We start from the raw sequence: 13,937 nt of genomic DNA on the forward strand, positions 1-13,937 counted from the left end.
GGATTGACAATATGTTGAGTACACTAATCTAAAGGCTCGCAATTTAGCATAAGGACATATTTGCTAGTTGGAGCATGGTTGACACAAATTTGCACATAAGTACGTTTTAGGGAATGTGACAGATTAATTGAAGAAGATAATCTTTTTTAGCCTTTAGACTTCTCTTAAATCAAGAAATCAATCTTCACTAAAAATTGTTTAAGATTAAAGTGGCGATGTGCTCGACTAAAAGCAGAATCAAAAGGCTAAAAGTCGGAGGAGTTTGGATATTTAAAGTGATAGAGTAAGGATATGTCTGGTATTGATATTGGGCAATCCTTTGGCTGGGAAAACAATAAAATTCTCCTTCAAGGCTCATCCAAAAATCTATCTCTGAATCTTCCTGTGGCCCGTTAATGTCACCCTCAGCTTCTCATCGCCTCCGCGAGACCCCATATCGGCGCCAAAGCGAAGGACTGCAAAACAGCACAATCACAGCAAGGCAGTGATGGCGAACAGCAAAAATCAACTGTGTAAAGGTGAAATGCTCCCAGAGCAAGAGAAACTCTGTTCGTAAATCCCAGAGAGACAGACCCAAAAGAAGAACGGGCAACCAACGATCGCCAGATAGGCCACGGGAGCGGGCCCTTTCAGCCATCTGAAATCGTATTTCCTCCCTCAATCGGAGGCTGGGAGGAAGACAACGGCGGTTGTGGAGCAGCAGCAGGGGCTGATAAAGGCCCTGCCGGAGGACCATTGCCTTGCCAGAGGCTCAACAATGAAGGGGCTAGAGCAATACTCGACCAGCTACCAACCACCACTCCAAGAGCAAGTGCAACCGCAAACCAGTAGAGCGTTGCACCGCCAAAAAGGATCAGAGCGAGCAGAGGCAGCAGGGTCGTACCGCTGGTGTAGAGGGTCCTTGTGAGGGTCGCGGATACGGCACGATCAACCTGTTCCGTCAGTGGCAGTGAGTTGTCTTCACGACTGCGCTCACGAATCCGGTCAAAGACCACCACAGTGTCATTGACCGAGTAGCCGGCAATGGTGAGCAGCGCTACCGCGAAGAGGCTATCCACCTCAAGCGTTATCAACAGGCCCAGCCAAGCGAATATCCCACAAACAATGATCACGTCATGGGCAAGGGCCACAAGGGCCAGGAGGGCATAGCGACGGTCGTAACGGAGGCTGATGTAGATAGCGATTCCCGTGAACGCCACCAGAAGAGAAATCAAGCTGCTGCGCAGCAATTGGCCTCCCAGACTTGGGCCAATGGTGTCGACCGATTGACCACCACTCTGAAACGGACCCGCTACAGGATCCATTGCCTTGATGACAGCTTGCCCCTGAGCAGCAGAGAGGAAGGGCAACCTCAAGACCAGAGACTGACCCCCATCAAGAAGCTGAACCCTGGCTCGTGAGAGGTTTGGAGCAACCTTGTCTTTGTCAGCGGGTAACTCAAGAGCCCCCAAAACCTCTTCAACACTTGTGGTTTTCAGCGACTGACAGCTCTTGCTACAGCTGCGCTCCAGCTGGATTTGAGTTCCACCAGTGAAGTCAAGTCCTGGACGAAGGGGAGCACCAATCGAAGGGTTCAGCCAACAGAGGATCAAGCCCACCAAACTCAAAACCACAAACAGGCCTGAGATTCCCCAAACGCGTCGTCGTTGACGACAAAGTTCAAATCTCAGTGGGCGTTGAGGAGTTCCTGAAGATGATGAAACAGCCATGGATCAGGCGAGAGAAGAAGGCAACTGTTTGGCAGGCAAAAAGTTGGTAGGTCGCCTCAAAGCCTGATAGCCCATCAAAAAACGCAGAAGAGTGCGAGTGCAGCTCAATGCCGTAAACAAACTGAGCACAACACCGATGCCGAGGGTGGCGGCAAAACCTTTAACCAAACCCGTACCCAGAAAAAAGAGCGCTGCGCAACTAATCAGAGTGGTGAGATGGCCGTCAACGATCGATGACAAAGCCTGGGAAAATCCAGTCTCGATCGAGCGAATCAAGGTGTTGCCACGCCGCAATTCATCTTTGACACGCTCAAAGATCAGCACATTGGCATCCACTGCCATGCCAATACTGAGGATGAAACCCGCAATCCCAGGCAGGGTAAGGATGACAGGAATCAGAGCATACATAGCGAGATTGAACAGGGCATAAAGACTCAATGCCAACACCGCCACCAAGCCCGCAAGGCGATAAGCCACCACCATGAAAACAGCCACCAAGGCGAGACCAGAGAGCGCTGCGATCAAGCTGCGGCGAATGTTTTCAGCACCAAGGGTGGGACCAATGGTTCGAACCTCGAGAATTTCTACTGGTAATGGCAACGAACCACCTCGCAACTGAACTTCCAGGTCGCGGGCATCTTCAGCATTGAAATTACCGCTGATCGTGGCCGCACCACCAGTAATGCCAGCGGCTTTGAACTGTTCCCCGACGCTGGCTTCACTGATCGACCTTCCATCAAGAACGATGCCAAGTAGACGACCTGTGCCAGCAATTGATTGTGTTAGCTCGGCGAATTGATCTCCGCCTTCTCGGTTGAAGCTAAGTGTCACCTCCCAGCTATCAGGAACGTTCTGCTGTTGCTGACGCCCAGCTGTAACTAGATCCTTCCCGGTTAAGGACGTGGGCTCGAAGAGTTCAGCGATCTTGATGCTGACTTTCTCATTCAACTGTTCCAGCTGCTCGACCTCACTGCCAACACTGCCTTGCAAACCAAAGGCCTGCTGCGCTTCAACAAGTTGCTGTTTGTCGAGTTCATCATCAGAGGGAGACTCTCCGGATATCGCACGCTCCCGCTTGGACTTGAGAATGCTCTCTACCTGTCGTTTTAGGCGCTGAAGGCCGCGAATCTCCTGTTCTGTGCCAGGTTTTTGAGCTCGAAACTCAAGTAAGGCCGTCTCGCCAAGCACCTTGGCAGCCCTGGAGGGATCCTGTTCACCTGGAAGCTGCAACACCAGTTGATCGTCACCAATGGTTTGCAGGGTGGATTCGGCAACACCCAAGCCATTGACGCGACGATCCAAAACAGCTTTGACCGCCTCTAGCTGCTCGGCTTTCACGCGCGTGATCTCACCAGCGGGCTGCACTTCAAGAGTGAGCTGACTGCCACCACGAAGATCAAGGCCCAACTCAAGCGGAAAGCTTGCAGTGACAGAACCTGCCGCAATGGCAAGAGCAAGAATAAGCGCAAACCAGCCCTGTTGACGTGCCATCAATCAAAGCCCCTGAAGAACAATCTGCTGAGCCGCTTCAACAATCTGATGAGGCTGAATGATCGTGAAATTCTCCAATTTGCCGTTATAGGGAGTGGGAATGTCCTGACTGGAGAGGCGAATTGGGCGAGCATCGAGTTCGTCAAAACACTGCTCAGTAATCAGCGCAATCAACTCAGCACCAATCCCACCAGTTTTCATACACTCCTCAACCACAATCACCCGATGGGTTTTACGGATGGAGCGAACAATGGTCTCCATATCGAAGGGCTTGAGACTAATCAAATCGATCAATTCCACATCGATGCCGTCTGCCTCCAACTGTTCAACAGCCTTGAGACAGTGATGACGCATACGGGAATAGGTGAGAATCGTGACGTCTTTACCCTCACGAACTAGATCTGCTTGATCTAGGGCACAGACATAATCACCGTCTGGGAGCTCCTCAATCAGGTTGTAGAGCAGCACATGCTCGAAAAAGAGAACTGGATTGTTGTCTCGGATCGCGGCTTTCATCAAGCCCTTGGCATTTGTTGGCGTGCTGCAAGCAACGATCTTGATCCCAGGCACAGCGTGAAAATAGGCCTCAAGTCGTTGACTATGTTCAGCACCGAGTTGGCGTCCCACACCACCAGGCCCACGCACCACGGTGGGAATTGTGAAATTTCCGCCACTGGTGTAACGAAGCATTCCCATGTTGTTGGAGATCTGGTTGAAAGCAAGCAGCAGAAAACCCATGTTCATGCCCTCCACAATCGGGCGTAGGCCAGTCATGGCGGCGCCAACGGCCATACCCGTAAAACTGTTCTCGGCAATCGGTGTATCCAACACCCGCAACTCGCCATATTTCTCGTAGAGATCCTTGGTGACCTTGTAGGAGCCGCCGTATTGGCCGACGTCCTCTCCCATCACACAAACATGGGAATCTCTGGCCATCTCTTCATCGATGGCATCTCGAAGAGCATTAAATAGAAGCGTCCCTGACACGTTTTCGTTGCAATCCCGGCCATGCCGGCGGATGAGGCCAAGCTATCTCAGCCTGCGCAGCATTAGCCTCCTGCGGCAAATGCTGAAAGCAGCAAAACGGACAGCAACAGACCAGGAGAGAGCAACAGCACTAACTGACCGAGATCGTGAGGCGTCATCTTTAGAAGTCCTGAATCGGCAATCAGGCTGTCAATCAACAAAAGCTAGGCAGCATCTGGCTCCTTGCCAGCAAACAAACTGCGAATAAACACAAGGGTTAGTCCAAAACCAATGAAGGCAAAGCTGAATGTGGCCAGAAAACACATGCCGATTACCAAGGTTTTAAACCCCGAAGCAATGCTTTGGGCAATCGCAGAGCTGTAATTAGGCGAATGAAGAGCAAAATAAGTCACTGTCTTTTGGCTCAAAATCAGGCAAAGCCAGGCAAAAAGTCCACTGGTGATTGCCCCAGACAGAAAACTGAGCGGGCCCTTGCGTGGTGTCGCAGGCGTCTCTGCCAATGATGTGGTGGATGACTCTGCATCTGCCGTCTCGAAAGAGCTGTTTTTGGAATCGCTCATGCTTCCAGTTTGATGCCTTCACAGCGGAACGCGCAGCACCAACTGCTTAAACCAGCTGCGGCGAAGGCAGGCTGTTGGAGCTGAAGCGCAGCCTTAGCTGAAGCAACGTCAGCAAAAAGGGCAAAACAGCTTGGACCAGATCCACTCATCGCCACTGCAAGAGAACCAGGCAAATCAGTGAGCAACTTCAATGTGGTTTGCACAGCAAACACTTCGGGGGCAACCACCTCCTGAAGGTCGTTGCGCAGAGGTGGCGGATCATCAGCCCGCAAAGGATTCAGCCAAGAAGATTCTCTGAGCTGCTGACGACGTTGCTCAAAATCAGATTCCTGTGAAAGATACCGACTACTGAAAAGCTCCTTACAGCGTCCATAAGCCCAGGGGGTTGAAACGCTCACTGATGGATCCTTCACCAACACCACGGCCATTGATGCTTTCATCGCTTGTAGCGATTCCAACCTTTCCCCACGGCCGAAACACAATTGGCTTCCACCTGCCAGGCAAAAGGGCATGTCGGAGCCAAGCTCAGCCGCAAATGCTTCAAGTTGACGCTGAGAAAAACTGAGACCCCATAGAGCGTTCAACCCCACCAGTGTTGCTGCACCATCACTTGAACCGCCCGCAAGACCAGCTCCAATTGGGATGCGTTTTTGCAATTCAATCGCAGCACCAAGTTCAGAGAACCCTGAGCGCTCACGTAATAAATGCGCAGCTCGCACGATCAAATTATCGCCAGCAGTGCTGAGGCTGGAATCATCGCAGCGAAGGCTGATGGTGCCATCAGCCGTATTGCGGAAATGAAGTTGATCAGCGAGTTCGATGCTCTGCATCACCATCGCTAGCTCATGAAAACCATCAGACCTGAGGCCAAGCACCTCAAGATGGAGATTGATCTTGGCTGGCGCCGAGACGCTAACCAGATGCCCTGAAGCAGCAGAAGGGTTAGATATGGTCATGGCTCAGGGTCTACTAGCTCCGCCCGATTCAAACCCCTGGCCAATTCCACCCAAGTGGCAGGGGACAGTTCTTGGGGGCGTTGCTGAAGGCTGATGCCAAGATCATCAGCAAGAGCATTGAGTTCAGCGGCAGGAAGAACCTTGGCAAGAGTGTTGCGCAGCATTTTGCGCCTGGCCAAAAAAGCCTGACGCAACAAAGATTCAACACGTTTGGCGAGCAGTGGCTCAAGGCGCTGTTCAGGCGCAAGAGGTTCAATCAGGATGACCTCAGAATGAACTTTCGGCGGCGGTTTAAAAGAGCGAGGCGGCACTGAGCAAACAGTTGTGCAATGAGCGAGCAACTGCAGGCGCACGCTTAGAGCACTAAAACAGCTCTGCCCGGGCAAGGCACGAATTCGTTGAGCGACTTCCTTTTGCAAAAGAAGCACAAGGCGTTGATAGGGATGATCAACAGGTCGATCCAAGCGACCGAGAAGACGCTCAAGCAGAGGACCGGTGATGTTATAGGGAATATTGGCCACCACTTTGTTCGCAGCACGGCCATCAGCAAGAGTTAATGGAATAGACAACACATCACCTTCTTGCAAGCTGAAGCGAGCTTGATCCGCAAAACGCTGCCTCAAGCCAGAGACAAGATCGCGATCAAGTTCAACAGCATGAACAGCAGAGGCAGAAGAGGCCAACAACCTTTCAGTGAGTGCTCCACGACCAGGACCTACCTCCAGCAGACGATCATCTGGTTGAACATCAGCTGCATCGAGAATCTGAGTCAACACAGCGGCATCGATCAGCCAGTGTTGAGCAAAGCGTTTGCGAGCGTGATGTCCGGAAAAGGCCATCACTCAACTTTGCACCAATCGGTATAGAGGGCGGCGCAATTGATTGAAGATATAAAAAAAGCTGCAGACAGAACTCGGAGTCAAACTCGCTGTTCCAATCAAAAGCGGCGATAGATCCCTGATTGTTCGAAGTCTGCGCACCGCATGGCTACGTGATTGGGATCAAAACAACCCAGCTCAAACAATTGGCTTCATCTATACCGATAACACCGTTTCCTACTCATCCCACCAAGACGATCAAAATGGCGTGCTTTTGGAAGTCGGGCTCGATTACACCACTCACAACATTGGCTCCACATTATTCAAGGTCTATGCACGTGGTGGCGTTGAAATCTGGGATTCATTCAACCGAAACAGCGATTGGAGAGCTTCTGGTGGTTTTACCTTCTAATTCTGATTCAAGCCAAAAAATCTACACAACCCTTTTGATCCATTGAGTTGCTTTAATCAGCAGCATCAATGTCAAGGTCGTCAATTCAGTTCCAATCGAGTGTGTTTCGATATTGACGGTCACATCTAATAACGACTTCAAGAAAATCTGTATTTTTATTGGTTTTTTTGCAATCTATGCAGGCACAATGAAAAAGAGAGATTATTAAAATTCTATCATCGTCAACCTGATACACAGAGTGTAAAAATCATGAAACTTTACCTGTCCCTTTTGATTCGGCCTCAGTCGAACATAATCATATGTATACACTGATATAAAATCAAACAATTCCATAAGCCAGCATTGCATCAGCAACTTTCGTAAATCCTGCAATATTGGCTCCTGTAATGTAATCAGTGTAGTCTTCGTATTTATGACTATGCTGAACACATTTGGAGTGAATTTCCAACATAATTGACTTTAAGCGTTGATCGACCTCTTCACGACTCCAAGATAGACGCAATGCATTCTGACTCTGCTCAAGGCCAGAGACTGCGACACCCCCAGCATTTGCAGCCTTGGCAGGAGCAAGTATTACTTTTGCATGACGAAATTCATGAATGCCGTCAAGATTGGTTGGCATGTTCGCACCTTCAACAACTGCTTTAACACCATTGTTGATCAGTTCCTGTGAATCTGCACGGTTAATCTCATTTTGAGTAGCACAAGGGAAGGCAATATCACAGGGAACATTCCATGGACGCTTTCCTGCGTAAAAATCAACGCCTTTGTAGTGGTTAGCAAATTCATGGATTCGCCCACGGCGAACAGTCTTTAGCTCCTTGACAAACGCAAGCATATCGAGATTAATGCCGTTTGGGACGTGTACAAAACCATCTGAGTCAGAAAGAGTAACAACTTTGGATCCTAGTTCAATGGCCTTTTCAACTGCGTAGAGGGCTACGTTTCCAGAACCGGAGATGGAACATATTTTGTCAACGAGAGAGTCCTCTATATGATTTAGCATATTTTCACAGAAATAAGCACATCCGTAACCCGTCGCTTCAGTACGAACAAGACTTCCACCGAATGACAGCCCCTTGCCAGTCAAGATTCCACTAAACCGATTTTCAAGGCGCTTGTACTGACCGAACATATAACTAATTTCACGAGAACCGACTCCGATATCACCAGCAGGTACATCTGTGTCTTCACCAATATGTCTATGAAGTTCAATCATCAGAGATTGACAAAATCGCATTATCTCCCGGTCACTTTTACCTTTAGGATTAAAGTTAGATCCACCCTTCCCTCCACCCATCGGCAGACCAGTAAGACTGTTTTTAAAGGTCTGTTCAAAACCTAAAAACTTCAGGACACTCAAGGTGACATTGGGATGGAAACGTATTCCACCTTTATAAGGGCCAATGGAATTATTAAACTGTACACGCCATGCTCGATTTGTGCGGATATTGCCTGAATCATCTTCCCAGCAGACTCGGAAGATAACGACGCGGTCAGCTTCCGTCATCCGCTCCAGTATCTGTGCATCTTTGTAAACACGGTTGGAAAGAATAAAAGGAATTAGAGTTTCAACAACTTCATGGACGGCTTGATGAAACTCAGGCTCTCCAGGATTTCTCTTCATCAGACCTTTCATGAAATGATCTATCTCATGGCTAGTAGCATCAGACATCAGCTGTCCTTTCTCAAGAAGTCATTTAGTATGATTTCATGGCAAGCGCCTAAAGTGACTTTAATACAGAATATTATCCAGATCAGCTTAAAAGTATGACCAAGGCATTCTCAGGAATCATGAAAAACTTGGCAATAAGCAGACAACAGCCTGATCCAGTTTTATGATGCATTTTATCCGCATAGCAAACAGTTGAGGAAGTTAAGGAACTGTCAGCAATCTGTCTTCAAGAGATGAAGAATTGAGTTGCTTTAATCAGCAGCATCAATGTCAAGGTCGTCAATTCGAATCCAATAGAGTGTGTTTCGATTCGGCGGTAAGGGCACCAACGCCAACACCAACTCCAAGCTGTGTTCAGCGAAGTAAGGATGAGTTGCCAGCCAACATCCAATCGCACGCTTCAATCGCAGCTGCTTTTCCTTGTTAAAGGCACCCAATCCCCAATGATCTAATCCACGACAACGACGAGACTTCACTTCCACAACCAACAGTCGTTGCTGCTTCTCAAGCACAAGATCTAACTCGCCATAGCGACATGACCAACGTTGACTCACCAACTGCCATCCGCGTTTTCTTAGCAGGCGTAACACCCGCTCTTCGCCCCAACTCCCCTTCCGGGTTGACTCCATCATTTGCTGCTGCATTCACATGAGAATTCCACCCATGCATCGATGTTGTACCAACCCACAAAGCAGTACGTATGAATTCAACACCAGAAGTTTCAGAGAATGATGCCCCAATTATTGCTTATTAAAGTGATAGGCAGATTCATTACTTTAGAGCTAAGCTCAATAAGATATGCTAGGCCCAGTAATTTTTATTGCTGATAAAGTTTAGATTATGATGCATTCAAAATCTATTTATACACTTTTTGATTCAGCGGGTGATAGCCTTGATTGATAGAATATCAGTGTTGAGCCTATTTGACAAAAGCATTCATCAGTGAATCCATTGAACGATCTGTTTTGGAAGAGTTGTCTCTGCTTTGGGATTGCTAAATGGTAGCGATTGAGGAGGTTTGCTGTCAGTAGTGCAGAGTTAAATTCTAATACAAAGCAGCATGAATGAACATCAATACTATAACTGTGAACAAGATGAATGGAATAACCATATTTTTACGCTTGTTGTTATTACAAGCTTAGGCTAATATGGAAAGGGTTCAGATGAATCAATTGATCATGCTCAGATGATAGGGCTAAGCTTTCTTAGGTATATGAACTAGGATACTTCTTATGCCAGTAGAATGAAAATATATATAGCTAGAAAATAGATGGGACAGACAAATCAAATCCAGGGATCTAGATCTCGATATGTACTTCTCATCTTGATTGCTCTAATCTGGGGTTCTCAGTTCTTACTTAATGATCTTGCTCTAGAGGTCTTTACTCCTCAAGCAGTTTCATGGCTTAGAGCGACGATTGGCTCCCTAACACTGAGTGGATTCTTGTTTATCTTGCCTGAAGCTCATGATAATACTGTCTCAAAGATTAGTTATTGGCGTCAAATCATTATGATAGGCTTTTTTGAAGCAACTCTTCCTTTCTTCCTTGTTGCCTGGGGTCAGCAATATGTCAACAGTTCTATTGCGGCGATCCTGATTTCACTTGTAGCAATCTTTACCTTAATCTTAGTTGTTGTTTTTGTTCGCAGTGAGCCAGTTACGAGAGGAAAGTTTATTGGTATTGCCCTTGGTTTTGCAGGTGTTGTTGTCTTGCTATGGCCTCAGGCTAGCCAGTCTCAACAAGGCAACAGCCTACTTGGAAGTGCTGCAATTTTAACCGCTGCATTCAGCTTTTCGATTAGTCTTGTATTGATTAGAACCCTGCCAGAGATGGGTACTCCGATAAGAATAGCAAGAGATATACTTCTTTGTGGTGCCGTCGAGTTAGGAGCTCTACTGCTTTTGCTTGGCCAACCTTTAACGCACCACCCTTTAGAGAGTAATGCGCTGCTAGCAATGGTTGCTCAGGGTGCTTTTGCTGGAGGTCTGGTTTATGTGTTGTATGTTCGTCTTGTTGGTCTTGCTGGAGCTACATTTGCCGGCTTCGTTAACTATCTAGTTCCTTTAGTAGGAGTTTTTCTAGGAGTTGTTTTCCTGCATAACAAGCTTTCAGCAAGTACCTATGTTTCTCTGGTGATTCTAGCGCTTGCAGTCTTTGCGAGTGAGTGGAAGCCAACTCGTGAATTAGTAGGTAGGCAATAATTTATATGGTAAATCCTTAAACAGTCTTGTAGTTTTTGTATTGATTAATGAATTTATTCTTTTGCAATTAACATCACAAATTACCTACTTAGAAGTTTCATGACTAAATGTTGATAGATCTCGTAGAAGCGTTCATGGGGATGCGGATGCGTAGCTCAGCAAACTTCTTTCTCATGAGCCATCATTCCTCGACCTATAGACCTATGGTTTAGCTATTTAACCCCTATCCCAATGTTCTCCCAACTACTTGGCCTTGCTGCTGCTGTCCTTCTACTTCTATTGCCGCCGCAACCAAGCTGGGCAATCATGAATCATTCCCAACAGGTTTTGGTTAATGCAGATTTCTCGAACCAAGATCTGCGAGGCGACACATTTAATCTTGCGAACCTGCGCGAGGCCAATCTGTCTGGGAGTGATCTAGAAGGATCCACCCTTTTTGGAGCCAAGCTTCACGATGCCAACCTCAGCAACACCAACTTGCGAGACTCCACACTTGATTCCGCCATATTTGATGGAACTGATCTCACCAATGCAGTTCTTGAGGACGCCTTCGCCTTCAACACCCGCTTCAAAAACGTGACCATTACAGGTGCTGACTTCACCAATGTGCCCCTGCGAGGCGATGCGCTCACAACGCTGTGTGAGGTGGCGGAGGGAACCAATCCGATCACAGGTCGCAACACTGCAGACAGCCTGGGCTGCAGCTAAATACTCCACGCCAACCACTCCGATGAGTTTCGATCCCAACAGTCTTGAACGTCTACGTGAACTGGGTCGCCAGTTACCCCGGCCCTTGCCAACACCAGATGCTTCAAGTACAGCAGAGCCTCGGGCAAGCAAACGTCGCCATCGCATCGAAACCGAAGACAATCCCCAGGCCCTCTTCCAGGAATTGATGCAGGTGAGCCCTGATGGCACAGTTCCTCCCCACTTGATGGCCCGCCTTAAGGACGCCGAAGCAAAGCGACAAATCCAGGAGCCGCTTGAAGGAGTTCGCCAACAACAAGGCGAAATGAACCCCCTCGACAGATCCTCCCCCGCCAGAAAAGGTAAAACGACCGTTGCCAAGACACCCCCGCTGACGCCTGGCAGCACAGAGGAAAGTCTCTATGTTGCTTTCGGGCAGCTGCTTCTTGAACATGAAGACGAGATTTGATCGTCTTAGAACTGAATCCGGCTAGATCAAGCCACGTTATGAAAGTGCTTAGCCTGGATAGCTTTTCTTAAGACAAAGATCGAAGCAAAGGGCATCTGCAAGGAGGGCTTAGGTAAAAGTCTCATTAACGAGAGAAGGCAACATTCAACGATAGAATCCTTCTTTTGAAGGGTTGAGTTAGAGTAGAAAAGGGTTTAGATCTGAATTGTTAACTACAGAACCTTTGGTTGGAGACTGTCCTTTAACTCTGATCATTTGAACCCTTACCGATGAAGTACAACACTGGTTTGATTGTTTTGATTCTCACTAGATTGCTTCGTGTAGTTCTTGCTGGAGTTCTAGCGGTAACAGCAATTCCATCAATGCGGATGTCCCTAGCAAACCCCGTAAAAAAGCAATTTGACCTCAACTCAGGCCAAAGAGATGTTTTCGGCAGTTTGATCAAAAAGTGGAATCAACACAAATTCTAGTTTCTTTAAGTCTTTCAGCTGCTTCCATCGTCAGAGCAACAACACATGCCTGTGGAGATGCCAATCTGCAAATGCGGTTAAATGCGCTTAATTCTTGCCGTTGGTGCTAATGCTAGGCTAGCAGATCAAGCAATAGATCGATTTGAAAGCCTATTCTGCAATCACAATGTCGCAGCATGATGGTGAGGCTTAAGTTCCTCAATTTAGGATCTTAGCCTATAAGGTAGATAGAAGGCTGGAAGATTTTTTTAAAAATCAATGACGAATAGTTTGTGTAATAAAGCATCAATTACTTTTGCAGATATGTCAAGGCTGATTCAGTCTCAGGTTTTTTCAAGGCTCTTCATTTATATATAATTCTTTCAGTTTCTTCTGTTTAAGTCTTTATGAACAGGTCGGATCCTTTTCATATCGCAAATCTTGCTCAATCAATCGCTTCACCCTCAAAGTAGTCGTATCTGTGAGCTCAAAATGGTTTTTCCAGCGCGATTGTAAATTTGAGATGGTCTTCATCTCGCAACCTTTGCATTTGATGACTGCCCTTCTTTCTAGAAGAGCTATTAGAATTTTTGCGTTTTTTATGCCTGGCTATTGCTGGCATAGATAGTGATGAGACCTATTTTTAATTGTTCAACCTCTGAACAGATCGAGTTAGATGACAAATCTTTAGTTGATTCCTACACTAGGATAAATGCCAGCCTAGTTCTAGATCAATCTGGAGCTTTGCATGTGTTTTGAATCCTTGCTTAGTAGCGGGGCACGCTTGAGTCGACATTGATGCTCCAAGCTTCGATTCCGCCTTCTAGATTCCAGACCTGATAACCAATAGCCTGCTCTAAAAGCCAGGTCCCGAACTTCCAACTGCGTATGCCAGCATGGCAAATCACGACGACATGACGGTCGTTTGGTAATAGTTTAGGCAGAGTTTCCATCCAATCAGAAGATCGACTCAGCGGCAAATGCAGCACATCGGCTGGGAATGGGGCTAACTCAAGCTCCTGGTCTTCTCTCACATCCACACAGATTGGTAGAGAGGATGAGTCGCTCAACCAGCGATGCAGTTCCTTTGCGGAAATAGGGGTTGGAGTGGACTGATTCATCGTTAAATGATTGGCTTTTGATGTGAGTTTCGTTCATCTCGATCCACTTTGATCGCCATTGGTATGGATGATCCTGTATTACAGTTTGATGTAACGCAATGACTATTAATCTGCCTTACCTAGGTTTGCACCAGAGACCATGGCCAAACCTTAGAGAAAATCACATGAGTGTCTCACGGTCAAGTCAATGAAGATCATATTCATGACAGTACTGTACCTCTTAACATCCTGTAGGTTGTTCATTGTTCTGCTGAAGAATACTCTTCCATCGCGATTGCTGCTATCAGACCATGGCAATAACAGACAAACGATCTAGTGGGTGCTGCATCTAAGCCTTTAGCTGGCTCTGAAGACCAAACGCGTTGGCTGATCTAAACCAGTACAAGCGAGAAGCGCCTAG

The 13,937-nt window shown here is 47.4% G+C and carries 15 protein-coding genes; 4 read left to right on the plus strand and 11 right to left on the minus strand.

What is annotated here, in order from left to right; translation table 11 throughout:
• Window positions 1–412: 412 nt before the first annotated feature.
• From SIB68_RS02230 to rsmA, 8 genes are all read right to left on the minus strand, one after another.
• On the minus strand, window positions 413–637 hold the full coding sequence (locus SIB68_RS02230; protein ID WP_063400423.1) for a hypothetical protein: 225 nt from the start codon (window positions 635–637) through the stop codon (window positions 413–415).
• On the minus strand, window positions 630–1,709 hold the full coding sequence (gene secF, locus SIB68_RS02235) for a protein translocase subunit SecF (RefSeq protein ID WP_063400424.1): 1,080 nt from the start codon (window positions 1,707–1,709) through the stop codon (window positions 630–632). Before secF ends, SIB68_RS02230 begins: the two co-directional genes overlap by 8 nt.
• A 3-nt stretch (window positions 1,710–1,712) precedes the next feature.
• Window positions 1,713–3,200 carry a protein translocase subunit SecD gene (gene secD, locus SIB68_RS02240; RefSeq protein WP_063400688.1) on the minus strand — a complete coding sequence of 496 codons (1,488 nt, stop codon included), beginning with the start codon at window positions 3,198–3,200 and terminating at the stop codon, window positions 1,713–1,715.
• 3 nt (window positions 3,201–3,203) lie between these two features.
• Window positions 3,204–4,187, minus strand: coding sequence for a pyruvate dehydrogenase complex E1 component subunit beta (locus tag SIB68_RS02245; protein WP_063400425.1), 984 nt, complete (start codon window positions 4,185–4,187; stop codon window positions 3,204–3,206).
• A 62-nt stretch (window positions 4,188–4,249) separates the two neighbouring features.
• Window positions 4,250–4,384, minus strand: coding sequence for a hypothetical protein (locus tag SIB68_RS02250; protein WP_268874314.1), 135 nt, complete (start codon window positions 4,382–4,384; stop codon window positions 4,250–4,252).
• A gap of 6 nt (window positions 4,385–4,390) precedes the next feature.
• Window positions 4,391–4,747: a DUF3082 domain-containing protein gene (locus SIB68_RS02255; protein WP_063400426.1), complete on the minus strand. Its 357-nt coding sequence runs from the start codon at window positions 4,745–4,747 to the stop codon at window positions 4,391–4,393.
• Entirely contained in the window at window positions 4,744–5,703 is a 960-nt protein-coding gene (ispE, locus tag SIB68_RS02260) for a 4-(cytidine 5'-diphospho)-2-C-methyl-D-erythritol kinase (protein ID WP_063400427.1), read from the minus strand. The genes SIB68_RS02255 and ispE overlap by 4 nt, the downstream gene beginning before the upstream one ends.
• The gene (rsmA, locus tag SIB68_RS02265; RefSeq protein WP_063400428.1) at window positions 5,700–6,542 is read right to left on the minus strand and encodes a 16S rRNA (adenine(1518)-N(6)/adenine(1519)-N(6))-dimethyltransferase RsmA; all 843 of its coding nucleotides are present in this window, start codon (window positions 6,540–6,542) and stop codon (window positions 5,700–5,702) included. The genes ispE and rsmA overlap by 4 nt, the downstream gene beginning before the upstream one ends.
• 61 nt (window positions 6,543–6,603) lie before the next feature.
• On the opposite strand from rsmA, the gene SIB68_RS02270 reads away from it, so the two are divergent.
• On the plus strand, window positions 6,604–6,933 hold the full coding sequence (locus SIB68_RS02270) for an autotransporter outer membrane beta-barrel domain-containing protein (RefSeq protein WP_196757134.1): 330 nt from the start codon (window positions 6,604–6,606) through the stop codon (window positions 6,931–6,933).
• A 319-nt stretch (window positions 6,934–7,252) separates the two neighbouring features.
• Here the strand turns inward: SIB68_RS02270 and gdhA are convergent, their stop codons facing one another.
• Entirely contained in the window at window positions 7,253–8,608 is a 1,356-nt protein-coding gene (gdhA, locus tag SIB68_RS02275) for an NADP-specific glutamate dehydrogenase (RefSeq protein WP_063400429.1), read from the minus strand.
• A gap of 251 nt (window positions 8,609–8,859) precedes the next feature.
• Window positions 8,860–9,240: a YraN family protein gene (locus tag SIB68_RS02280; RefSeq protein WP_063400689.1), complete on the minus strand. Its 381-nt coding sequence runs from the start codon at window positions 9,238–9,240 to the stop codon at window positions 8,860–8,862.
• Between the two features lie 638 nt (window positions 9,241–9,878).
• Here SIB68_RS02280 and SIB68_RS02285 point away from each other — a divergent pair.
• The 3 genes from SIB68_RS02285 (at window position 9,879) to SIB68_RS02295 (ending at window position 11,967) form a co-directional block, all read left to right on the plus strand.
• Window positions 9,879–10,811: a DMT family transporter gene (locus SIB68_RS02285; RefSeq protein ID WP_063400430.1), complete on the plus strand. Its 933-nt coding sequence runs from the start codon at window positions 9,879–9,881 to the stop codon at window positions 10,809–10,811.
• A 231-nt stretch (window positions 10,812–11,042) separates the two neighbouring features.
• Window positions 11,043–11,519: a pentapeptide repeat-containing protein gene (locus tag SIB68_RS02290; RefSeq protein ID WP_063400431.1), complete on the plus strand. Its 477-nt coding sequence runs from the start codon at window positions 11,043–11,045 to the stop codon at window positions 11,517–11,519.
• Window positions 11,520–11,541: 22 nt separating this feature from the next.
• Entirely contained in the window at window positions 11,542–11,967 is a 426-nt protein-coding gene (locus SIB68_RS02295) for a hypothetical protein (RefSeq protein ID WP_063400432.1), read from the plus strand.
• Between the two features lie 1,216 nt (window positions 11,968–13,183).
• Here SIB68_RS02295 and SIB68_RS02300 read toward each other — a convergent pair.
• Window positions 13,184–13,537: a rhodanese-like domain-containing protein gene (locus SIB68_RS02300; protein ID WP_063400434.1), complete on the minus strand. Its 354-nt coding sequence runs from the start codon at window positions 13,535–13,537 to the stop codon at window positions 13,184–13,186.
• Between the last annotated feature and the right edge of the window lie 400 nt (window positions 13,538–13,937).

The organism is Prochlorococcus sp. MIT 1323 (assembly GCF_047304905.1).
In the GTDB taxonomy this organism is placed as follows: Bacteria; Cyanobacteriota; Cyanobacteriia; order PCC-6307; family Cyanobiaceae; genus Prochlorococcus; species Prochlorococcus marinus_D.